At 67.4% G+C, this 22,293-nt stretch carries 19 protein-coding genes and 1 pseudogene; 16 read left to right on the top strand and 4 right to left on the bottom strand.

Annotation, left to right across the window (positions count from 1 at the left end; all coding sequences use genetic code 11):
* Positions 1-58 precede the first annotated feature (58 nt).
* On the bottom strand, positions 59-1,759 hold the full coding sequence (locus tag ACFPFG_RS14695) for an AMP-binding protein (RefSeq protein WP_183020135.1): 1,701 nt from the start codon (positions 1,757-1,759) through the stop codon (positions 59-61).
* Between the two features lie 170 nt (positions 1,760-1,929).
* Between ACFPFG_RS14695 and ACFPFG_RS14690 the strand changes: the two genes are divergently transcribed.
* Complete coding sequence (locus tag ACFPFG_RS14690; RefSeq protein WP_197953423.1) at positions 1,930-2,880, top strand: esterase/lipase family protein; 951 nt, start codon at positions 1,930-1,932, stop codon at positions 2,878-2,880.
* On the opposite strand, the gene phhA is transcribed toward ACFPFG_RS14690, so the two are convergent.
* Both phhA and ACFPFG_RS14680 read right to left on the bottom strand, forming a co-directional pair.
* Positions 2,877-3,767 carry a phenylalanine 4-monooxygenase gene (phhA, locus tag ACFPFG_RS14685; RefSeq protein ID WP_012203197.1) on the bottom strand — a complete coding sequence of 297 codons (891 nt, stop codon included), beginning with the start codon at positions 3,765-3,767 and terminating at the stop codon, positions 2,877-2,879. The genes ACFPFG_RS14690 and phhA overlap by 4 nt on opposite strands.
* 64 nt (positions 3,768-3,831) lie before the next feature.
* Positions 3,832-4,914, bottom strand: a complete 1,083-nt coding sequence (locus ACFPFG_RS14680; protein WP_232245657.1) for a Bug family tripartite tricarboxylate transporter substrate binding protein — start codon at positions 4,912-4,914, stop codon at positions 3,832-3,834.
* A 375-nt stretch (positions 4,915-5,289) separates the two neighbouring features.
* Here ACFPFG_RS14680 and ACFPFG_RS14675 point away from each other — a divergent pair, with 375 nt between their 5' ends.
* The 10 genes and pseudogenes from ACFPFG_RS14675 (at position 5,290) to rfbC (ending at position 14,882) form a co-directional block, all read left to right on the top strand.
* Entirely contained in the window at positions 5,290-5,772 is a 483-nt protein-coding gene (locus ACFPFG_RS14675) for an Lrp/AsnC family transcriptional regulator (protein WP_183020138.1), read from the top strand.
* A 136-nt stretch (positions 5,773-5,908) separates the two neighbouring features.
* A complete protein-coding gene (locus ACFPFG_RS14670; protein WP_183020139.1) occupies positions 5,909-6,634 on the top strand; it encodes a GNAT family N-acetyltransferase in 726 nt (241 codons plus the stop codon).
* 106 nt (positions 6,635-6,740) lie between these two features.
* A pseudogene (locus ACFPFG_RS14665) lies at positions 6,741-7,621 on the top strand (HlyC/CorC family transporter).
* Between the two features lie 73 nt (positions 7,622-7,694).
* Positions 7,695-9,347 carry an apolipoprotein N-acyltransferase gene (gene lnt, locus ACFPFG_RS14660; RefSeq protein WP_380107177.1) on the top strand — a complete coding sequence of 551 codons (1,653 nt, stop codon included), beginning with the start codon at positions 7,695-7,697 and terminating at the stop codon, positions 9,345-9,347.
* A 178-nt stretch (positions 9,348-9,525) separates the two neighbouring features.
* Positions 9,526-10,050, top strand: coding sequence for a bifunctional 3-hydroxydecanoyl-ACP dehydratase/trans-2-decenoyl-ACP isomerase (fabA, locus tag ACFPFG_RS14655; RefSeq protein WP_012203203.1), 525 nt, complete (start codon positions 9,526-9,528; stop codon positions 10,048-10,050).
* Positions 10,047-11,270, top strand: a complete 1,224-nt coding sequence (gene fabB / locus ACFPFG_RS14650) for a beta-ketoacyl-ACP synthase I (protein ID WP_197953419.1) — start codon at positions 10,047-10,049, stop codon at positions 11,268-11,270. Before fabA ends, fabB begins: the two co-directional genes overlap by 4 nt.
* 165 nt (positions 11,271-11,435) lie before the next feature.
* Positions 11,436-12,506, top strand: a complete 1,071-nt coding sequence (rfbB, locus tag ACFPFG_RS14645) for a dTDP-glucose 4,6-dehydratase (RefSeq protein ID WP_183020143.1) — start codon at positions 11,436-11,438, stop codon at positions 12,504-12,506.
* The gene (gene rfbD, locus ACFPFG_RS14640; protein WP_380107174.1) at positions 12,503-13,405 is read left to right on the top strand and encodes a dTDP-4-dehydrorhamnose reductase; all 903 of its coding nucleotides are present in this window, start codon (positions 12,503-12,505) and stop codon (positions 13,403-13,405) included. Before rfbB ends, rfbD begins: the two co-directional genes overlap by 4 nt.
* A 41-nt stretch (positions 13,406-13,446) precedes the next feature.
* Complete coding sequence (gene rfbA / locus ACFPFG_RS14635; protein WP_183020145.1) at positions 13,447-14,337, top strand: glucose-1-phosphate thymidylyltransferase RfbA; 891 nt, start codon at positions 13,447-13,449, stop codon at positions 14,335-14,337.
* Positions 14,334-14,882, top strand: coding sequence for a dTDP-4-dehydrorhamnose 3,5-epimerase (gene rfbC / locus ACFPFG_RS14630; RefSeq protein ID WP_380107172.1), 549 nt, complete (start codon positions 14,334-14,336; stop codon positions 14,880-14,882). The genes rfbA and rfbC overlap by 4 nt, the downstream gene beginning before the upstream one ends.
* Before the next feature lie 6 nt (positions 14,883-14,888).
* On the opposite strand, the gene ACFPFG_RS14625 is transcribed toward rfbC, so the two are convergent.
* On the bottom strand, positions 14,889-15,770 hold the full coding sequence (locus ACFPFG_RS14625; RefSeq protein WP_269199165.1) for a LysR substrate-binding domain-containing protein: 882 nt from the start codon (positions 15,768-15,770) through the stop codon (positions 14,889-14,891).
* Positions 15,771-15,982: 212 nt separating this feature from the next.
* On the opposite strand from ACFPFG_RS14625, the gene ACFPFG_RS14620 reads away from it, so the two are divergent.
* The 5 genes from ACFPFG_RS14620 (at position 15,983) to ACFPFG_RS14600 (ending at position 22,276) form a co-directional block, all read left to right on the top strand.
* Complete coding sequence (locus ACFPFG_RS14620) at positions 15,983-17,434, top strand: NCS1 family nucleobase:cation symporter-1 (protein ID WP_099752599.1); 1,452 nt, start codon at positions 15,983-15,985, stop codon at positions 17,432-17,434.
* A 10-nt stretch (positions 17,435-17,444) separates the two neighbouring features.
* Positions 17,445-18,194, top strand: coding sequence for a GntR family transcriptional regulator (locus ACFPFG_RS14615; protein WP_183020149.1), 750 nt, complete (start codon positions 17,445-17,447; stop codon positions 18,192-18,194).
* Between the two features lie 174 nt (positions 18,195-18,368).
* Entirely contained in the window at positions 18,369-19,412 is a 1,044-nt protein-coding gene (locus ACFPFG_RS14610) for a putative 2-aminoethylphosphonate ABC transporter substrate-binding protein (protein ID WP_183020150.1), read from the top strand.
* A gap of 15 nt (positions 19,413-19,427) precedes the next feature.
* Positions 19,428-20,501, top strand: coding sequence for an ABC transporter ATP-binding protein (locus tag ACFPFG_RS14605; RefSeq protein ID WP_183020151.1), 1,074 nt, complete (start codon positions 19,428-19,430; stop codon positions 20,499-20,501).
* A complete protein-coding gene (locus tag ACFPFG_RS14600) occupies positions 20,498-22,276 on the top strand; it encodes a putative 2-aminoethylphosphonate ABC transporter permease subunit (RefSeq protein WP_183020152.1) in 1,779 nt (592 codons plus the stop codon). Before ACFPFG_RS14605 ends, ACFPFG_RS14600 begins: the two co-directional genes overlap by 4 nt.
* Positions 22,277-22,293: the final 17 nt, after the last annotated feature.

Here is a 22,293-nt window from a genome sequence, read left to right as displayed (position 1 = left end):
CTAACAGCCGCAGGCAGCCACGGCTGACGCGTGGGCTACAGCTGCGGCCGTGCTGGCTTCAGGCGGGATCGCGCAGGGCGCGCCTGAGGATCTTGCCCACGTTGGTCTTGGGCAGTTCGTCGCGGAACTCCACCTGCCGCGGGCGCTTGTAGCCAGTGAGCTGGTCATGGCAAAAGCGCATCACCTGGTCCTCGGTCAGCGCCGGGTCGCTGCGCACCACGTAGACCTTGATGGCCTCGCCCTGGCGCTCGTCGGCCACGCCCACGGCCGCGCATTCGAGCACGCCGGGGCACATGGAGATCACGTTCTCCAGCTCGTTCGGGTAGACGTTGAAGCCGCTGACCACCATCATGTCCTTCTTGCGGTCGATGATGCGCGTGTAGCCCTCCTGGTCCATCACGCCGATGTCGCCGGTACGCATGTAGCCGTCGGCCGTGAAGGCCTTGGCGGTTTCGTCGGGCTGGTTGTAGTAGCCGCGCATGACGTTGGGGCCCTTGATGCACAGCTCGCCGGCCTCGCCGGCCGGGAGGTCGCGGCCTTCGTCGTCCTTGATGGCGATGGAGATGCCCGGCAGCGGCAGGCCTATGGTGCCGCTGAAGGAGGTGGTGATGACGGGGTTGTTGGTGCCGATGGCGCAGGTCTCGCTCATGCCCCAGCCTTCGATCATCACGCTGCCCGTGACCTGCTGCCACTGGCGCGCCGTGCCCTCGCTGGCGGCCATGCCCCCGGCCTGCGAGACGCGCAGCTGCGAGAAGTCCAGTTCGCGGAACTGGGCGTTGTTGAGCAGGGCATTGAACAGGGTGTTGACGGCCGGCAGGATGTGGAAGGGCCGTTTTTGCAGCACCTTGACGAACTTGGGGATGTCGCGCGGATTGGGAATCAGGCTCAGGCTGGCCCCCATGCGCATGGCAAACAGGCTCACCGTGAGCGCGAAGATGTGGTACAGCGGCAGCGCCGCGATGATGTGCGTGTCCTGGGCCTTCACGCGGCCATGCAGCGCGGGCGTGAACCAGGCATGGGCCTGCAGTGTGGCGGCCACGATGCAGCGGTGGGTGAGCACGGCGCCCTTGGACAGGCCCGTGGTGCCGCCCGTGTACTGGAGAAAGGCCACCGAATCCAGCCCCGCCTGGCTGGGCCGCAGCTCTTTCTGGGCGCCGCGCGCCAGCGCCTGGGAAAAGGTCGTGACCTCGCGCACCGTGCCGCCCGCGCCGTCCAGCGGCAGGCTGTAGGCCGGCACCATCTTGGCCAGGTGGCGTACGGCGAAGGTGATCCAGCTGCCGTACATGCCGCCCAGCAGATCGCCCATGGCCGTGACGCAGACATGGCGTATGGCGCTGCGCTCGATCACGTCGGCCAGGGTGTGGGCGAAGTTCTCCAGGATGATGATGGCCGTGGCGCCCGAGTCCTTGAGCTGGTGCTCCAGCTCGCGCGGGGTGTACAGCGGATTGACGTTGACGCAGGTGTAGCCGGCGCGCAGCACGGCCGCCATGCTCACGGCGAACTGCGGCACATTGGGCAGCATGATGGCCACGCGCGCGTCGGGCTCCAGGCCCAGCCCCTGCAGCCAGGCGCCCAGGCGGGTGGACAGCTGGTCCAGCTCGCGGTAGCTCATCCAGCGGTCCATGCAGACCGAGAAGGGCAGGTCCGCATGCTGGGTGAAGGCCTCCTCCAGCAGGTGTGTGAGCGAGCGGTATTGCTCGGGATGCACCTCGTGAGGCACATCGGCGGGATAGTTCTTGAGCCAGGGCGCAGCGTCCATGCAGGGTACCTTGGGTTGCTGGGAAGACAGGGGGACAGCGAAGTCGCAGGCGCCGGTCGGCCGGCCACCGCTGCGGCCGATTCTTGTCAGGCGTGTGCTTTGCGGTCTACACGGGGTTGTCCTAGGGCCTGTGCTAGGTTGGCTTCTTTTTTCATTGGGGACGGGCTGCCGTGAACGCACGCATTCTGCAAATGGTGGCACTGGGCACGCTGGCGGGCGCCGCGGCCTGGCTGGCATGGTGGTGGCCGCGTTCACCGGGGCTGGCGCTGGCGGGCGCGCTGCTGGGCCTGTGCTGGCCGGGCCTGCACCTGGGGCTGCAGATGCTGCTGATGCGCCGCGTGGTGCGCAAGGCGGGCGCGCCCGTGCCGACATGGCGCACGGTGGCGGCAGCCTGGCTGGCCGAGTGGCGGTTGGCCGTGCAGGTGTTTGGCTGGCGCCTGCCGTTTCGCGCCCGGGCCGAGGCCGATGGCTGGCCTGAGGGCGGCTCCACCGGCCAAGTGGGCGTGATGGGCCAGGTGGGCGTGGTGCTGGTCCACGGGTTTTTCTGCAACCGCGCGGTCTGGGCGTCCTGGCTGCGGCGGCTCAAGAAAGGCGGCATTGCCTGCGCGGCCATGACGCTGGAGCCGGCGCATGGCGCATCCATCGACGCCATGGTGGCCGATCTCGATGCCTGCGCGCGCCGCATGGCCCAGGCCACGGGGCGCGCTCCGCTGATCGTGGCGCACAGCATGGGCGGGCTGGTGGTGCGTGCCTGGCTGGGCCGGCTGTCAGCGCAGGAGCGCCGGCAACTGGCCGCCCATGTGGTGACCCTGGCCACGCCGCACCGTGGCACCTGGATGGCGCGCTTCGCCCATGGCCTGCCGGCGCTGCAGATGCGCATGGACAGTCCCTGGCTGCAGCGCCTGGGGCCGCCGCCCCCGGACGTGGTCTTCAGCTGCTGGTGGAGCTGCTGCGACAACATCGTCTTTCCATCGCCCGTGGCCACGCTGCCGGGGCAGGATGCGCACCGCCTTGACGATGTGGCCCACGTGCAGCTGGTGTTCGACGAGCGCGTCTGGTGCTTTTGCCTGGCGCTGCGCGAGCGGCTTCAGGCTGCAGATTCCTGCAGCGCGGTTTCCTAGAGAGCGACCTCGCCCGGCAGCAGCGCATCTGCCGCGACGGTGGGCTGATCGCGCAGCTGGCGGTACAGCGGCTCGAAATCGGCGGCCGTGAGGTCGAACAGCTGCTGCAGGTCGTCGATCACGAAGTAGGTGTGCTGGTAGCTGTCGATCTTGTAGAGCGTGCGCATGGCGCGCTCCAGCGACAGCGGCAGGCGCTGCGGCTCGGGGCTGCGCACCGAGTAGTTGAGTTCGCCCGATGAGCTGAGAATGCCCGCGCCATAGGCGCGCAGGCCGCCCTGTTCGCGGATCAGGCCGAACTCGATGGTGTACCAGTACAGGCGCGACAGCATCTCGCAGGCGCCCAGCTCGGCCGCCTTGAGCCCGCCCTGGCCGTAGGCCTGGATGTAGTCGGCGATGACGGGGTTGAACAGCAGCGGCACATGGCCGAAGAGGTCGTGGAAGACATCGGGCTCGACGATGTACTCGAACTCCTCGGGCTTGCGGATCCAGTCCGTGACCGGGAATTTTCGGTTGGCCAGCAGCGAGAAGAAGGGCACCTCGGGAATCAGCCCGGGCACGCCGACGATCTCCCAGCCCGTGGCGCGGCGCAGGCGCTCGTTGACTTCCTCGAAGCGCGGAATGCGGTCCTTGGCGCCCAGCGAGGGCAGGGCGTCGATGAAGTGCTGGCTTGCCAGGCCCGGCAGCAGGGCGGACTGGCGCTCGTACAGGCGCCGGTAGGTGTCGTGGTCGGCCTCGGTGTAGGCGTCGTAGTCCTGCGCGCAGGTGTAGTCGTCGCTGGCGCGGCTGTAGTCGCCGCGCGGGGGGCGGTCGGCCTGGCCGTAGACCACGGGTGCCACACCGGGGGCGTGGGCGTGGGAGGAAGTGGGGGTCGCTGCGGTGCTCATCATGGTGCTCTCCAAGGATCTTGTCATTGCCGCCCCGGGCCGGGGGCAGGCAAGGCACCTGCGCGGCTCAGAGCTGGCGGATTCGGGCGGCCTGTACCAGCAGGCCGTATTTGCTGTGCTCGGAGCGCACAAAGCGCGCGAACTCCTGCAGTTGCAGTTCTTCGGGCAGCACGCCCATGGCGGACAGGGTGTCCTGCACCGGGCGGCTGCGCATGGCCTGCGCGAACGCGGCGGCATGGCGCTGCGCCTGCTCCGCCGGCCAGCTGGCCGGTGCAAACAGGCCGAACCAGTTGGCCATGTTGAAGCCCTGCACCGTGTCGTTGAGGCTGGGCACCTCGGGCAGCAGGGGCGCGCGCTCCAGCGTGGTCACGGCCAGGGCCTGCAGCCGCCCTGCGCGGATGTGCGGCAGCGAAGATGCCAGGCTGTCGAACAGCAGGTCGGCCGAGCCGTCGAGCAGGGCCGACAGTGCCGGCTGCGTGCCGCCGAAGGGCAGGTGCAGCAGCGGCAGCCGCGTGAGCATCTGGTACATCTCGCCCGACAGGTGGCCGCTGCTGCCCGGCCCGCCCGAGGCATAGCGCAACGGCTGGCGGTGCTTGGCAAGAAAGCGCTGCAGGTCCAGCGGCGTGCGTATGCGCCACTGGCGCGCCAGATCGCTGCGCATGACCAGCACATTGGGCATGCGCGCCACCAGCACCAGCGGCTGGAAGTCGCGCAGCGGGTCGTAGCCCAGCTGGGGCTGCAGCCAGGGCAGCACGGCATGGGTGGCGGCCGCGCCCATCAGCAGCAAGCGGTCCTGGGCCGTGGCCTGGGCGACCATGTTGGAGCCCTTGGCGCCGCCGTCGCCCGGCACATAGAGGATTTGGATGGCTCCCAGCTTCGCGGTGCTGGCCTCGACCAGCGGCCGTGCCGTGCGGTCCAGCGGGCCGCCGGCCGCATAGGGAACGATCAGGGTCAGGGAGTCGGACTTCGCATCGCGCGGCTGGACTGCGGAGGGCTGCTGGGCCTGCGCCGCCGCAGGCAGCCAGGGCAGGGCGGCCAGTGCTGCCAGCAGGCTGCGCCGCGCCAAACGGGCCGACGGCTGCGGGCCGGCTGGCGCAGGCGCACGGGCATGGCGTGACATGGCGCGGTTGGCGTCGTGGCGGGGCGTCATGGCGTGAAGCGAAATGGAGGCGATCCCCGCAGTATAGGCAGCGTGGGCAGGCAGGCGGGCGTGGACGACGCATGTCCCGTTGGCGCTTGACTGTTTGCGCGCAGGCCTGGACGGCAGCCTGGTTCAGCAGGGCATTCATGGGGATCTCCGGCCAGTGCGGTGCAGGATGGTCGGACGGGCGCCATGGCCGGCGCCTGCGTCTTCTCTATCGGTGCTGTCACTGTAGGCGGGAGGGGCTTCAGCTTTTTGCCGTTTGCCCGTGGTGGGAAAATGCGGAATGCATGAAAATTGCGGAATTCTTTCGTTTATCGCAATTTAACTGGTTAATTCGGGTTAACCCTGAAGAAATCCGTACTTATTTACGAGTCCACCGCCATGAGCGCCACGCACAACATCGACAAACTGGATCGGGCCATTTTGCGCCGCCTGCAGGCCAACGGCCGGGAAACCTATGACGTCATCGGGGAGCAGGTGGGCCTGTCTCCCAGCGCCGTGCTGCGACGGGTCAAGCGCCTGGAAGACAGCGGTGTGATCGACCGCTACGTGGCCCTGGTCCAGCCCGAAACGGTGGGCCTGGGGCTGACCGCCTATCTCAACGTGCGCCTGGAAAAATACACCGAGACCAGCAAGCGCAACCCCATGGACGTGTTCCGCGCCAGCGTGCAGACTTGGCCCGAGGTGGTGGAATGCGTGTCGCTGACCGGCGAAATGGACTACCTGATGCGCGTGGTCGTGGCCGATATGCAGCACTACACGCGCTTCGTCATGGACACCTTGCTCAAGCATCCCAGCGTGCAGGACTGCAAGACCAGCTTCGTGATGGACCGGGTGAAGGTGACCACGGCGGTGCCTCTGTAGCCACGAAGGCTAGGGCAGGGGCCTTGCCGTCGAGAGGTGCAGGGAGGGAAATTGGTTTGCATGCCAAAACCTTACAGTTTTGTTGCATTGCAATATCTCCGTTGCTCGACATCGGGTTTTTACCTATATTTGAGCCATGAATGCATCCAAAGACTGGTTGAAGGCGTCCTGGCAGGCCGGCCGGGACATGTTGCGTGCGAGCGCAGGCCAGCCGCACCGTCCCGATGGGCGCTCCGCGTCCATGGTGCCCATTCGCTCCCTGGGCCCGTCCCACCGCGAGCGCGTGGTGGCGCATTTGCTCAAGCTCGATGAAGGCGACCGCTACCTGCGCTTCGGCTATGCCGCCAGCGACGAGCAGGTCCGCCGCTATGCCATGCAGCTCGACTTCGAGCGCGATGACATCTTCGGCATCTACAACCGCCGGCTCGAGCTGATCGCCATGGCGCACCTGGCGTTTGCCTCGCATCCCGAGCACAAGAGCTGCGCCGAATTCGGCGTCTCCGTGCTCAAGCAGGCACGTGGCCGTGGCTATGGCGGGCGCCTGTTCAACCGCGCCGTGATCCATGCACGCACCAAGGGCGTGTCCATGATGTTCATCCACGCGCTGTCGGAGAACACGGCCATGCTCAGGATTGCGCGCAAGGCCGGCGCCACCATCAAGCGCGATGGCTCCGAATCCGAGGCCTATCTGCAGCTGCCGCCCGCCGGCATCGACACGCACATGGCGTCTCTGATGACCGAGCACATCGGCGAGGTGGACTACCAGCTCAAGAAGCAGGCCAAGCAGTTCTGGGATTTCCTGGCCGATGTGCAGGAAATCCGCCGTGGCGTGCAGGATGGCCGCCACCAGGCCGGTGAATAAGCGCAAAACGCCGCAAGGGGAATTGGCGCAGCGCATGCAGGGGTGACGGAGCAATCCGCTATCCTTGCAGCTTGTTTCACTACCGCACGTCCTGCACTCCAAGACAGTGTCCGACCCCCATCCTGCGCGCTCTTCCGAGAAGGAAAGCAAGCGAAGCTTCCTGCAAAAGGTGGCCGAGTTCATCCACCCGGCCCCCGACTCTCCCGACGAGCTGATCGAGACCCTGGCCGACGCCGAGGACAATCAGGTCATCGGCCCCGAGTCGCGCGTCATGCTCGAACGCGTGATCCGCATGGCCGACATGACGGCCGGCGACGTCATGGTCGCAGCCCCTCGCATGGACCTGGTCAACATCGACGCGCCGTTCGATGAATTGCTGCACCAGGTCATCACCACGGCCCATTCACGCTTCCCGGTCTACCAGGGCGAGCGCGAGAACATCATCGGCATCCTGCTGGCCAAGGACCTGCTCAAGCTGCAGCGCTCGCCGGACCTGAACATCCGCGCCCTGCTGCGCCCCGCCGCCTTCGTGCCGGAGAGCAAGGGCCTGAACGATCTGCTGCGTGAATTCCGGGGCAACCGCAACCACCTTGCCGTGGTCATCGACGAGTTCGGCCGCGTGGCGGGCCTGGTGACCATCGAAGACGTGCTGGAGGAAATCGTCGGCGAGATCGAGGACGAGTTCGACATCCCCGAGGACGAGGGCGACATCTTCGCCCTGGCCGACAACAGCTACCGCGTGGCGGGCGACACCACCATCGAGCATGTGAACGAGACCTTCGAGGTGTCCCTGCATGCCCGCGATCCCGACGATGAGTTCGACACCATCGGCGGCCTGATCGCCCACGAAATGGGCCATGTGCCCAAGCGCGGCGAGCAGATCCACCTGGCGGGCTGGAATTCACCGTGCTGCACACCAAGGGCGGCGCCGTGCGCTGGTTCAAGGTGGTGCGCGATCCCGCCGCCGACAGCCTGCTGCGCAGCTGAGACTGCGCCTGAACCTGCCCTTGGCTGGACCTCTCTCACCCGAGACCTACCTCTTTTTGCGCACAACCGGCCGATGCCCCTGTCCAGTTCTTCCGCTTTCTCGCAAGACGGCCGGCGCATGGGCCGGTTCGCCCATGGCGTGCTGCTGCTGGTAGCGGGTGCGGCACAGGCCCTGTCGCTGGCCTGGCCCTGGGCGCGCGGGCAAGGTGACGGGCTGCTGAGCCTCATCGGCGGCTATGGCCGCCCGCTGTGGTGGCTGCAGATACTGTCGCTGGCCGTGCTGGCGCGCGCCCTGCAGACGGCGCAGCGCCCGGCCCAGGCGGCAGGGCGTGCCATGCTTTTCGCCACGGCCTGGCTGGTGGCCACCTTCTGGTGGCTGTTCATCTCCATGCATGTCTATGGCGGCCTGCCTGCGCCGCTGGCCGTTGCCGCCGTGCTGGCGCTTGCGGCATTTCTGGGCAGCTACTACGCGGTGGCTGCCTGGGGCTGGCAACGGCTGCGCCCTACCGGTGCAGCGGGCGGCGCGCTGCTGTTTTCCGCCGTCTGGCTGCTGGCCGAACTGGCGCGTGGCTGGCTGTGGACCGGCTTTCCCTGGGGCGCCGGCGGTTATGCCCATGTGGAAGGGCCCTTGTCCGTGCTGCCGCGCTGGATTGGCGTCTATGGCACGGGCGCCGTGGCGTCCTGGCTGGCGTATTGGCTGGCCGCCTTGCCGGGAATCTTGCGCAATGGGGCCCGTGTTCGGGCCGCCCGGTCCCTGGCGGCGGCTGTGGCCCTTGTTCTGGCCTGGGGCGGCCTGTGGTGGTTGCGCGATGCCGCCATCAATGCACCGTCGGCCGAGCGGCCTGCACTGAGCGTGGCCATGCTGCAGGGCAATATCCCGCAGGATGAGAAGTTCGAGGCCGGCAGCGGCATTCCGCTGGCGCTGGGCTGGTATGGGCGCGAGCTGCGTGCGGCCACCGCGCAACTGGTCGTGGCCCCTGAGACAGCCGTGCCCCTGCTGCCCCAGCAACTGCCCGAGGAATACCTGGACCTGCTGCGCGAACCGTATCTGAAGAAGGATGGCCGGCAGGCCGCGCTGCTCGGCATTCCCCTGGGATCGGAAGAGGCCGGCTATACGAACTCGGTCGTGGGCTGGCAGCCCGGCCAGATCCAGGACTACCAGTACGACAAGCACCATCTGGTGCCCTTCGGGGAGTTCATCCCGCCGCTGTTCCGCTGGTTCACGCAGATGATGAACATACCGCTGGGCGACTTCAACCGCGGCGCGCTGGGACAGCCCTCCATGGCCTGGGCCGGCGAGCGGCTGTCGCCCAACATCTGCTACGAGGATTTGTTTGGCGAGGAGCTGGGTGCACATTTCGGCAACGCGGCGACGGCGCCGACGGTGCTGGTGAATTTCAGCAACATCGGATGGTTTGGCGACAGCGTGGCGATTGACCAGCATCTGGCCATCAGCCGCATGCGCGCGCTGGAATTCGAGCGCCCCATGCTGCGCGCCACCAACACAGGCGCCACGGTCGCGATCGACCACCGGGGCGTGGTCACGCATGCGCTGGTGCCTTACGAGCGCACCGTGCTGCAGGCCAGCGTGCAGGGCCGCGAGGCCTTGACGCCATTCGCGCGCTGGGTACACGCGGCAGGTCTGGTGCCGCTGTGCCTGGCTGCCTTGGCGGTGCTGGTGGTGGCTTGGATCAGGCGGCGCAAGCCGTCGGTCCGGGGGCTGTAGCCGAGGCCCGCGAGCCGGGTCGGCGTGGCTTTTGTGGCAGAGTTTTGATGCGGCCTCGGGGTTTTGTTGCAGTCTGGCAACGTTCAACCCCGATAATGCGCGGCTGCATGGTCCGCTGCGGGCCGCACCCATTCAGAGATAGAGGTGGCGTCAGTGCCGCCGTGGAGCAAGTTAGACAATGGCCGATTCTTTTTCGTATGAGCAACTGATCGCTTCGGGCGAAGGCAAGCTGTTTTCCGCAGACAGCGGACGTCTTCCCCTGCCTCCCATGCTGATGTTCGACCGCATCACGCACATCGACACCGATGGTGGTGCCCACGGCCTGGGCAAGATCGTGGCCGAACTCGACATCAAGCCTGATCTCTGGTTCTTCGACTGCCATTTCCGGGGCGATCCCGTCATGCCCGGCTGCCTGGGCCTGGATGCCATGTGGCAGTTGATCGGCTTTTACCTGACCTGGCTGCGCCTTCCCGGCCGTGGCCGCGCCCTGGGCGCCGGCGAGGTCAAGTTCACGGGCGAAGTGGGTCCTGACGTCAAGCTGGTGACCTACGAAATCAACATCAAGCGCGTGATCAAGCGCAAGCTGAACATGGCCATCGGCGATGCACGCCTGCTGGCCGATGGCAAGGAAATCTACGTGGCCAATGACCTGCGCGTGGGTCTGTTCCTGCGCGAGGGTGAAGGCCAGGGAACGGCAGCATGACCAAACGTCGCGTAGTCATCACCGGCGCGGGCATTGTCTCGTGCATCGGCAACGACCTCGATACCGTGGAGACCTCGCTGCGCGAGGGCCGCACGGGCATCAAGGCCATGCCGAAATTCACCGAACTGGGCATGCGCAGCCAGGTGGCCGGTGTGCCGGAGATCGACGTCGAGGCACGGATCGATCGCAAGCAGCTGCGCTTCATGGGCGATGCGGCAGCCTATGCGCAGATCGCGCTGGAAGATGCCATCGCCCAGGCGGGCCTGGCCCCCGAGCAGGTCAGCCATCCGCGCACGGGCCTGATCATGGGCTCGGGCGGCGGCTCGCCGGCCAACCAGATCGAGGCGGCCGACACATTGCGCGAGAAGGGCATTCGCCGCGTCGGTCCCTACCAGGTCACGCGCTGCATGAGCTCCACGGTGTCGGCCTGCCTGGCGACCAATTTCAAGGTCAAGGGCATCAACTACTCCATCACCTCGGCCTGTTCCACCTCGGCGCACTGCATCGGCGCGGCGGCACAGCAGATTGCCTGGGGCATGCAGGACGTGATGTTTGCCGGCGGCGGCGAAGAGCTGTCCTGGGGCATGGCCCTGCTGTTCGACGGCATGGGTGCCATGTCCAGCAAGCACAACGACCAGCCCGAAAAGGCTTCGCGCGCCTATGACGCCAACCGCGACGGTTTCGTGATCGCAGGCGGCGGCGGTGCCGTGGTACTGGAGAGCCTGGAGCACGCCCAGGCCCGGGGTGCGAACATCCTGGCCGAAGTCGTGGGCTTCGGCGCCACCAGCGATGGCGAGGACATGGTCGCGCCCTCGGGCGACGGCGCCATCGCCTGCATGCAGCAGGCCCTTGAAGGTATCGAAGGCGGCGTGGACTACATCAACACCCATGGCACCTCCACGCCCGTGGGCGACATGCAGGAAGTGCGCGCCATGCGCGCGCTGTTCGGCGACCAGGTGCCGCCGTTCTCCTCCACCAAGTCGCTGACCGGCCACTCGCTGGGCGCGACCGGCGTGCAGGAAGCCATCTACTGCATGATCATGATGAACAAGGGCTTCATCGCAGGTTCGGTCAACGTGGACACGCCCGATCCGGCACTGGGCGACATGCCCCTGGTCACCCGCACACGCGATGCCCGACTGGACACCGTGCTGTCCAACAGCTTCGGCTTTGGCGGCACGAACGCCTCGCTGGTGCTGCGCCGCTGGCAGGGCCGGTGAACACGCCCCGGGTGTGTAAAAGGCGTGTCCTGAAGGAAAAAGCCCGCCTCTTGCGGGCTTTTTTACTGGCGAGCGCCGACAATGCCCAGGTCGCGCGGGAGGCCGCACCCCATGCTGCTGCCGGATCCCCGCCCCAAGAACAATGAAATTTTGCAAGGTTGAACCATGATTCTTGTCACAGGCGGCGCCGGCTTCATCGGTGCCAATTTCGTGCTGGACTGGCTGGCTGCTGGCGACGAGCCGGTGCTCAACGTGGACAAGCTCACCTATGCCGGCAACCTCAAAAGCCTGGAGAGCCTGCAAGGCGATGCGCGCCATGTCTTCGTGCAGGCCGACATCGGCGACGGCCAGACCCTGGCCCGCCTGCTGGCCGAGCACAGGCCGCGCGCCGTGGTCAACTTCGCGGCCGAGAGCCATGTGGACCGCTCCATCCATGGCCCCGAGGACTTCATCCAGACCAATGTGGTCGGCACCTTCCGCCTGCTCGAAGCCGTGCGCGGCTACTGGAGCGCGCTGGATGCCGAGGCCAAGGCAGCCTTCCGTTTCCTGCATGTGTCCACCGACGAGGTCTACGGCAGCCTGGCGCCTGCGGCACCGGCCTTCACCGAAGACCACCTCTACGAGCCCAACAGCCCGTACTCGGCCAGCAAGGCTGCCAGCGACCATCTGGTGCGCGCCTGGCACCACACCTACGGCCTGCCCGTGCTGACGACCAACTGCAGCAACAACTACGGCCCGCTGCATTTCCCCGAGAAGCTGATCCCGCTGATGATCGTCAACGCCCTGGCCGGCAAGCCGCTGCCCATCTATGGCGACGGCATGCAGGTGCGCGACTGGCTCTATGTGCGCGACCACTGCAGCGCCATCCGCCGCGTGCTGGAGGCCGGCAGGCTGGGCGACACCTACAACGTGGGCGGCTGGAACGAGAAGCCCAACGTCGAGATCGTGAACACCGTCTGCGCCCTGCTCGACGAGCTGCGCCCCAAGGCCGATGGCACCAGCTACAGCGCACAGATCACCTATGTGAAGGACCGCCCCGGCCATGACCGGCGCTATGCCATCGATGCGCGCAAGCTCGAGCGCGAACTGGGCTGGAAGCCTGCCGAGACCTTCGAGACCGGCATCCGCAAGACCGTGCAGTGGTACCTGGACAATCCCGAATGGGTGGCCGATGTGCAGTCCGGCGCCTACCGCGAATGGGTCAGCCGCCAGTACGCGGAGGGAGCCGGCTCATGAAGCTGCTGCTGCTGGGCCGCAATGGCCAGGTGGGCTGGGAGCTGCAGCGCAGCCTGGCGCCGCTGGGCGAACTGATTGCGCTGGACCGCCAGGGCGATGCCGGTGGCCAGGGCCTGTGCGGCGATCTCTCGCGCCTCGATGAGCTTGCACGCACCGTGCGCGCTCTGCGCCCCGATGTCATCGTCAATGCCGCCGCCCACACGGCCGTGGACAAGGCCGAAAGCGAGCCTGACCAGGCGCGGCTGCTCAACGCGCTGGCACCCCAGGTGCTGGCCCGCGAGGCGGCGCAGATCGGTGCGCAGCTGGTGCACTACAGCACGGACTATGTCTTCGACGGCAGCGGCAGCGCCGCGCGCACGGAGACCGAGGCCACGGCGCCGCTGTCCGTCTACGGCAGCAGCAAGCTCGAAGGCGAGCAGCTGATCCAGGCTTCGGGCTGCCGCCACCTGATCTTTCGCACCAGCTGGGTCTATGCGGCGCGCGGCGGCAATTTCGCCAAGACCATGCTGCGCCTGGCCCAGGAGCGCGAGGCGCTGAGCGTGATCGACGACCAATGGGGCGCGCCGACGGGCGCGGACCTCATCGCCGACGTCACGGCCCATGCCATTCGCCAGCTGCAGCGCCAACCCGGCGACCAGGGCCTGTACCACCTGGTGGCCGGTGGCGAGACCACCTGGCATGCCTATGCCAGCCATGTGATCGCCCGCGCTCGCGAACTCGCGCCCGACCGGCCCTGGAAGGTGCAGCGAATAGCTGCCGTACCCACCAGCGCCTTTCCCACCCCGGCACAGCGTCCGCACAATTCCCGCCTGAACACCGACCGGCTGCAGCAGACCTTCGGCCTGCGCCTGCCGCACTGGCAGGCCGGCGTGGACCGCATGCTGCAGGAAATCATCTGAGCGCGGCTGCGCGCTCCAGGAAGAACCCCAGGATCCAGGACATGAACCAGACACGCAAAGGCATCATCCTCGCGGGCGGCTCCGGCACCCGCCTGCACCCGGCCACGCTGGCCATCAGCAAGCAACTGCTGCCGGTCTACGACAAGCCGATGATCTACTACCCGCTGAGCGCCCTCATGCTTGCGGGCATCCGCGAGATCCTGGTGATCAGCACGCCGCAGGACACGCCGCGTTTCGAGCAGTTGCTGGGCGATGGTTCGCAGTGGGGCCTGAAAATCGAATACGCCATCCAGCCCAGCCCGGACGGCCTGGCCCAGGCCTTTCTGATCGCCGAGGATTTCCTGGCCGGTGCGCCCAGCGCCCTGGTGCTGGGCGACAACATCTACTACGGCCACGACTTCCCCCGCCTGCTGGCGCGCGCCGACGAGCGCAGCGAGGGCGCCACGGTGTTTGCCTACCACGTGCAGGACCCCGAGCGCTATGGCGTGGCCGAGTTCGATGCCCAGGGCCGCGTGCTTTCCCTGGAGGAAAAGCCCAGGCAGCCAAGGAGCAACTACGCGGTCACTGGCCTGTATTTCTACGACAGCCAGGTCGTGGAACTGGCCAAGTCCATCAAGCCCTCGGCGCGCGGCGAGCTGGAAATCACCGACCTCAACCGCCTGTACCTGGAAAAGGGCCAGCTCAATGTGGAGCTCATGGGCCGTGGCTATGCCTGGCTGGACACGGGCACGCACGACAGCCTGCTGGAAGCGGGGCAGTTCATCGCCACCCTGCAGCAGCGCCAGGGCCTGAAGGTTTCCTGCCCAGAAGAGATCGCCTTCCGCCAGGGATGGATAGACCAGGCACAGCTGGAGACGCTGGGCCAGGCCCTGGCCAAGAACGGCTACGGCCAGTACCTGCTGCAGATCCTCAAGGAAAAGGTGCACGCATGAAGGCAACACCCCTGGCCATTCCCGAGGTAATGCTGATCGAGCCCAAGGTCTTTGGCGACGATCGCGGCTTCTTCCTGGAAAGCTTCAACCAGCAGGCCTTCAACCAGGCCACGGGCACGGACCACCAGTTCGTGCAGGACAACCACAGCCGCAGCAAGAAAGGCGTGCTGCGCGGCCTGCACTACCAGTTGCCGCCGCATGCCCAGGGCAAGCTCGTGCGCGTGGTGCGCGGCGCCGTGTTCGACGTGGCCGTGGACATCCGCAAGGGCTCGCCGACCTTTGGCCAATGGGTGGGCGCCGAACTGACGGAAGACAACCACCGCCAGCTGTGGGTGCCGCCAGGCTTTGCCCACGGCTTCGTGGTGCTCAGCGACAGCGCCGACTTCCTCTACAAGGCCACTGCCTTCTACGCGCCCCAGGCCGATCGCGGCATTGCCTGGAACGACCCGGCCATCGGCGTGCAATGGCCGCAGCTCGATGTGGAGTTGTCGCTGTCGGACAAGGATCTCAGGCAGCCGCTGCTGGTGGATGCCGAGCTGGCCTGAGCCGGTTCACATCTGGTCCGGCAGCACCCCGCCCGGCACGGCTTCCTCCAGAAAGCCGGCGATCAGCCGGGCCTGGCGGCGTTCGCGCAGGCAGTACAGGTACTCGGGCAGGCGCGGCACGGGGCCTGCGAAGGGCAGGACGACGATGTCGGGGTGGGCCGAGGCTTCATGCCGGGCGAAGACGCTGATGCCCATGTCGCGGATCACGGCCTCGCGGATGGCTTCGCGGCTGGCGATTTCCATGACGTGGCGCGGTGCCAGGCCGGCGGCGGCCAGCATCTGTTCGGTGAGCTGGCGCGTCATGGAGCCGCGCTCGCGCAGGATCAGCGTGTCGTGCACGAGATCGGACGCCTGCACCATGGTGCGCTGCGCCAGCCGGTGGCTGCGGTGCACCAGCAGCGCCAGCGGGTCCTGGCCCAGCTCCACGCGCAGCAGGCGCGGATCACCTTCCAGGTGCGATGAGGTCGCCAGGTCCACCTGGTAGTCCACCAGCGCCTGCACCATCTGGCGCGAGTTGCCGCCCACGATGGCCACTTCCACCCGCTCGAAGCGCCGCTGGTAGCGCTTGACGATGTCCAGCACGTAGTAGGGCGCCGTCGCGCCTATGCGCAGCTGGCCCTGGCTGGCATCGCCCGAATGGCGCAGCGCCGACTCGAGCTGGATGGTCTGCAGCAGCAGTTGCTCGACCTGGGGCAGCAGGCGCAAGCCGGCATCGGTGATGGACAGCCGCCCGCCCTGGCGATGGAACAGCTCCACGCCGTAGTGCTCTTCCAGCGCGCGGATCTGGGTGGTCACGGTGGGCTGGCTCAGTGCGAGCTGGCGCGCGGCTTGCGTGATGCTGCCAAGGCGGGCGACCCAGAAAAAGGACTTGAGCTGCGTGACGAACATGTCGGGGTTGAGGGGGGTGAGGTGTCCGGCTCCATTTCACCATGTCGCTGCAGCCTGAAGGCCTGCGGTGGCCGGGTATGTCCCGGGAAAAAACTCCTGCGCCCGAAGGCACACTTCTTGCATACCAGTTTGCGTGCCAGTTTGTGTGCCAGCTGATCATGGGTTTCGGCTGGTCTTGTGTCAGTGATTACTCGTGGTCAAGGAGCGCATCAATGGACATCCGCAACCCCTCGCCAGGTCTCTACAACGAAGACCTGGCGCCCACCAGGGACCGCCGCTGGGGCGCCTTCAGCATCTTCAATGTCTGGACTTCGGACGTGCACAGCCTCTGGGGCTACTACCTGGCGGCCAGCCTGTTTCTGCTGTGCGGCAGCTTCGTCAATTTCCTGATCGCCATCGGCATCAGCTCCCTGGTCATCTTCTTTCTGATGAACCTGGTGGGCTATGCGGGCGAGAAGACCGGCGTGCCCTATCCGGTGCTGGCGCGTGCCTCGTTCGGGGTCTGGGGGGCGAATCTGGCCGCGCTTGTGCGCGCCGTCGTGGCCTGCTTCTGGTATGGCGCGCAGACGGCAGCGGCCTCGGGTGCCATGGTGGCGCTGATGGTGCGCAATGATGCCCTGCTGTCCTTCCACCAGACCACGCACTGGCTGGGCCATTCAGGGCTGGAGGTGATCTGCTACGTGGTCATCTGGGCCTTGCAGCTGCTGATCATCCAAAGGGGCATGGAGACCGTGCGGCGATTCCAGGACTGGGCCGGGCCTGCCGTGTGGATCGCCATGCTGGTGCTGGCCATCGGCCTGTGCGTGAAGGCCGGCGGCTTCAGCTTCGACCACGGCATTCCCATGGATGTGCTGCTGGACAAGACCAAGGATGCGGGCGTGAGCGGCGCGCCGGGCAGCTTCTGGGCGCTGATGGCCGTGGGCGCGACCTGGATCACCTACTTTGCGGCGCTGTACCTGAATTTCTGCGACTTCTCGCGCTATGCGAAGAACAAGGAAGCGGTCGCCAAGGGCAACCTCTGGGGCCTTCCTGTGAACCTGATCGCGTTCTCGCTGGTGGCGGGCATCACCACGATTGCGGCCTTCAAGGTCTATGGCGAGGTGCTGCTGCACCCGGAGCAGATCTCGGCCAAGTTCGACAGCTGGGTGCTGGCCCTGCTGGCCGCCGTCACCTTTGCCGTGGCCACGCTGGGCATCAACGTGGTGGCCAACTTCGTCTCGGCGGCCTTCGATATCTCCAACGTGTTTCCCAAGCGCATCGACTTCAAGCGCGGCGGCTACATCGCCGCGCTGATCGCCCTGGCGCTCTACCCCTTTGCACCATGGGAGGGCGGCGCTGCCCACTTCGTGAACGCCATCGGCGCCACCATGGGGCCGCTGCTGGGCATCATCCTGGTGGACTACTACCTGGTGGCCAAGGGCAACATCAACGTGGCAGCGCTGTATGACGAACATGGCGAGTACCGCTACGAGGGCGGCTGGAACGTCAACGCGCTGATCGCCACGGGCATCGGCAGCGTGTTCTCCACCATCCTGCCCAACTTCACCAGCCTGCTGCCGGTCTGGTGGGGCACCTACGGCTGGTTCTTCGGCGTGCTGATCGGCGGCGGCGTGTACTGGGTGATGGCCACGCTGCGCCCGCGCCGCATTCCGGCCGCGGCCTGAGGAGGCCGCCATGTCCGAGCCGCAGGATGCGCCGGCCACCGGGCCGGCCTTGATTGCCGAGCGTGTCATGCGCTCCATCGTCGAGCGCAAGCTGCGCCCAGGCGAACGCCTGGGCGAAAAGGAACTGGCCGAGGTCTTCGGCGTGAGCCGCACCATGGTGCGCGAGGCGCTGATGCAGCTGCAGGCGCGCGGTTTCGTCGAGGTGCGCTCGCGCCAGGGCTGGTACGTGGTCGAGCCCTCGTTCGAGGAAGCCCAGGAAACCTATGCCGCGCGCCGCGTGCTGGAGTCCGGCATGCTGCGCGACGCGGGCCGGCCGCTGCAGGCGGCCATACGCACGCTGCGCCAGCACGTGGCCCAGGAGCGCGGCGCCATTGCCGAGGCCGACAACGCCGGCCAGCGCAGCGTGCTGCTGGCTGACTTCCACGTCTGCCTGGCGCAGCAACTGGGCAACCGCTTCCTCACGGCCATGATGGCCGACCTGTCGGCGCGCACCACCCTGGTGTCTGCGCTGTACCAGTCGCAGACCGAGGCCCAGCACTCCAATGCCGACCACGAGGCCATCGTCGATGCGCTGGCCGCTGGCGACATGGCGCGCGCCGAGCAATTGATGCGCGAGCACATCGACGCGCTGGCCGCGCGGCTGGATCAGGACCTGGCGCACCGCGCGCGCCTGCAGGACCGGCTGCTGGATGCGCTGCAGCCCCAGGCGGCCCAGGCCGCCCAGGCAACGCGCACAGGCAGGGGCAAGCCGCGCGGCTGAAGAAGCGGGGAGCGTGGCGGATGGCAGGGTGAGGGGGACACCCAAATCCGCCAATACCCGCTTCGCCAAATTTCCGTTGTGTGACACGGGCGTTTCACCTGCGCTTCCTAAAGTGGGTGTCAGAGGTGGTGAACCTGCCACCTGTCCACGAACCCACAACGGAACTGCCACGCCATGCGCCACACCCTTGCCTCCCTGGGCCGCCGCCTCGCCATTGCCTCCGCGGCGCTGACCGTCGCCTCCTTCGCCACCCTTGCCCACGCGGCCAGGACCGAGCTGCTGGTCTACAGCGCGCTGGAGGCCGACCAGATCAAGGCCTACAAGAGCGGCTTCGAGAAGGCCCATCCCGATATCGAACTCAAGTTCGTGCGCGACAGCACGGGCATCATCACGGCCCGCCTGCTGGCCGAGAAGGCCAACCCCCAGGCCGACGTGATCTGGGGCGTGGCCGCCACCTCGCTGATGCTGCTGGACAAGCAGGGCATGCTGCAGCCCTACGCGCCCAAGGGCCTGGACAAGGTGCGCGCCAACATGCGCGATCCGCGCGCCCAGCCGACCTGGGTGGGCATGGACCTGTGGTCCTCGGCCATCTGCTTCAACACCGTGGAGGCCGGCAAGCGCAAGCTGCCCGTGCCCGCCAGCTGGTCCGACCTGGTCAGGCCCGAATTCAAGGGCACGATCACCATGCCCCACCCGGCCTCCAGCGGCACGGGCTACCTGATGGTCGCGGCCTGGCTGCAGATCATGGGCGAGGAAAAAGGCTGGGCCTACATGGACGGCCTGCACCAGAACATGGGCGTGTACACGCACAGCGGCTCCAAGCCCTGCCGACAGGCGGGGGCCGGCGAGTTCCCCGTGGGCCTGAGCTTCGAGTACCGCGCCAGCAAGACCAAGAAGGACGGTGCGCCCATCGACATCGTCTTCCCGCAGGAAGGCCTGGGCTGGGACGTGGAGGCCACGGCCATCCTCAAGACCAGCAAGAAGCAGGAAGCCGCCAAGGCGCTGGCCGACTGGGCCGTCACGCCAGAGGCCAACAAGCTGTACGCCGCCAACTTCGCCGTGCTGGCCCTGCCCGAGGCGCAGGAGAAGCTGGAGTTCATTCCTGCCGATCTCGAAAAGCGGTTGGCGAAGAACGACTTCGATTGGGCTGCGGCCAACCGCGACCGCATCCTGGCCGAGTGGAGCCGCCGCTACGAAGCCAAATCGGAAAAGAAGTAAGTCGAGGGCCACGCCATGCTGCGCATAGACCATATCGCCAAGCGCTACCGCGAGCAGCAGGTGCTGCGCGGCATTGACCTGAACGTGGAGGCGGGCGAGTTCGTCAGCCTGCTCGGCCCTTCGGGCTGCGGCAAGACCACGCTGCTGCGCATCGTCTGCGGCATCGACATGCCCGACGAGGGCAGGGTGCTGTTCCAGGGCGATGACATCACGCGCTGGCCTGCCGCACGCCGTGGCTTCGGCGTTGTTTTCCAGAGCTATGCGCTGTTTCCCAATCTCACGGCCGCGCAGAACGTGGCCTTCGGCCTGAACGCACAGCCTGCGGCGCAGGCGCGCGAGCGTGTGGCCGAGATGCTGTCCCTGGTGGGCCTGGGCGCGCAGGCCCAGCGCTACCCGGCCCAGCTGTCGGGCGGCCAGCAGCAGCGCGTGGCCCTGGCCCGCGCGCTGGCGCCCCGGCCGCGCCTGCTGCTGCTGGACGAACCGCTGTCCGCCCTGGACGCCCAGGTGCGCACCGAGCTGCGCAGCGAGATCCGCCAGCTGCAGCGCCAGCTGGGCATTGCCTCCATCATGGTCACGCACGACCAGGAAGAGGCCTTGTCCATGGCCGACCGCGTGGTGCTCATGCACCAGGGCCGCATCGAGCAGCAGGGCTCGCCCGAGCAGCTCTATGCCCGGCCCGTGAGCCAGTTCGCGGCCGGCTTCGTGGGCCGCATGAACCTGCTGCCGGCCACGGCCGAATCGGCGGACCAGGTGCGCATCGGCGAGGCCAGCCTGCGCTGCGCGCTGGCCGGTTTCGAGCCGGGCGCTGCCCTGCTGGTCGGCGTGCGGCCCGAGAGCGTGGTGCTGCACCCGGCCCAGCCCACGGCATTGCCCAACCTGTTCCGCGCCCGCGTTGTGGAGACCTCCTTCCTCGGATCGATGGCCCTGGTGCGCCTGTTCAGTTCCACCCTGCAATGCCAGATCGACGCCCAGTGGCCGCTGCGCCACGATGTGGGCCTGCCCGACTGGCTGCAGGGCGAGGTGCTGATGGAGCTGCCCGCCGCCGCACTGCAGCCGCTGGCGGCGCCCGACGCGAGGAAGGCTGCATGAGCGCGCATCCCATGGACACGGCCATTTCCGTGCCCGTGCCCGTGCCCGTGCCGGTGGACCGCTCCGTTCCCGCCCGCCGCAGCGCGCCTGCAGGGCCCGTGCGTCCTCGGGGGCGCAGCGCAGGCTGGGAGCGCTGGTGGCTGGGCGCCCTGGTGCTGGGGGCACTGGCCTGGCTGCTGGCCACCATCGCCCTGCCGGTGGCCAGCCTGCTGGGCAGGAGTTTCTGGGACGACACGGGCCGCTTCACGGGCCTGGCCCAGTTCATCACCTATGCGCGCATGCCGGGCGTGGCGCAATCGCTGTTCAACAGCCTGTGGCTGTCGGCCGTGAGCAGCACGGTCTGCGTGCTGCTGGCCTATGTCTACGCCTATGGCGTGGTGCGCAGCTGCATGCCGCTGGCGCGCTGGTTCCGGGGGCTGGCCCTGGTGCCGCTGCTGGCCCCCTCGCTGCTCATGGCCATCAGCCTGATCTACCTGTTCGGCAGCCAGGGCCTGCTCAAGGGCTGGCTGCAGGGAGGCTCGGCCTACGGGCCCTTCGGCATCATCGTGGGCTCGGTGCTCTGGACCTTTCCGCATGCGCTGATGATCCTGTGCACCACGCTGGCCTCGGGCGATGCGCGCCTGTACGAGGCTGCCGCCACGCTGGGCGCCAGCCGCTGGCGCAGCTTCCGCCAGGTCACGCTGCCGGCCAGCCGCTACGGGCTGATGATTTCCTGGATCGTGGTCTTCGTGCTCGTGGTGACCGACTTCGGCGTGCCCAAGGTCATCGGCGGCAACACGGCCATGCTGGCCACCGATATCTACAAGCAGGTCATAGGCCAGCAAAAGCTGTCCATGGGCGCCGTGGTGGCCATGCTGCTGCTGGTGCCGGCCGGCCTGGCCTTTGCGGCAGAGCGCCATTTGCGTGCGCGGCAGGCGGCGACCATGGGCGTGCGCTCCGTGCCGCTGATGCCCCAGCCCCATGCGCCGCTGGACCGCGCGCTGCTTGCCTACTGCGCGCTGGTGGCGCTGGCGCTGCTGGCCGTCATGGGCACGGCCGTGCTGGCCTCCCTGGTCAGCTACTGGCCCTACAACCTCGCGCTGACGTTCAAGAACTACCGCTTCGACATGATGGACGGCGGCGGCTGGGCCAGCTATGGCAACTCGCTGTCCATGGCGCTGGCCACGGCGGTGGTGGGGGCGGTGCTGAGTTTCGTGACCGCCTACCTGGTGGCCAAGCCCCAGCGCTGGGCACGCACGCGCCAGTGGCTGCATGCCGTGGCCACGCTGCCCATGGCCGTGCCGGGGCTGGCGCTGGGCCTGGGCTACATCCTGTTCTTCAATGCCCAGGGCAATCCGCTGCACTTCCTGTACGGCAGCATGGCCATCCTGGTGCTGTGTTCGGTGGCGCATTTCTTCTCGGTGGCGCACATCACGCAACTGGCCGCGCTGCAGCAGCTCGATGCCGAATACGAGCGCGTGGCCGATTCCATGGGCGTGGCCTTCTGGACGCTGCTGTGGCGCGTGCACCTGCCGGTGTGCATGCCCGTGGTGATGCAGGTGGCCGGTTACTTCTTCGTCAATGCCATGACCACGGTGTCGGCCGTGGTGTTCCTCTACTCGCCCGAGACCACGCTGGCCTCGGTGGCCGTGCTGGCCATGGACGACGCGGGCGACACCGCGCCCGCCGCGGCCATGGCCACGCTGATCTTTGCCACGGCCGCCACGGGCCGGCTGCTGATCGCGGCGCTGGATGCCTGGGTGCAGCGGCGCACGCAGCGCTGGCGCCAGCGCTGATTTTTCCTTTCCTTTTC

The organism is Delftia deserti, assembly GCF_042653485.1.
GTDB classification, from domain to species: domain Bacteria; phylum Pseudomonadota; class Gammaproteobacteria; order Burkholderiales; family Burkholderiaceae_C; genus Comamonas; species Comamonas acidovorans.
Note: the sequence above shows the minus strand (reverse complement) of the source record. Positions and strands in the feature narration are given on the sequence as shown.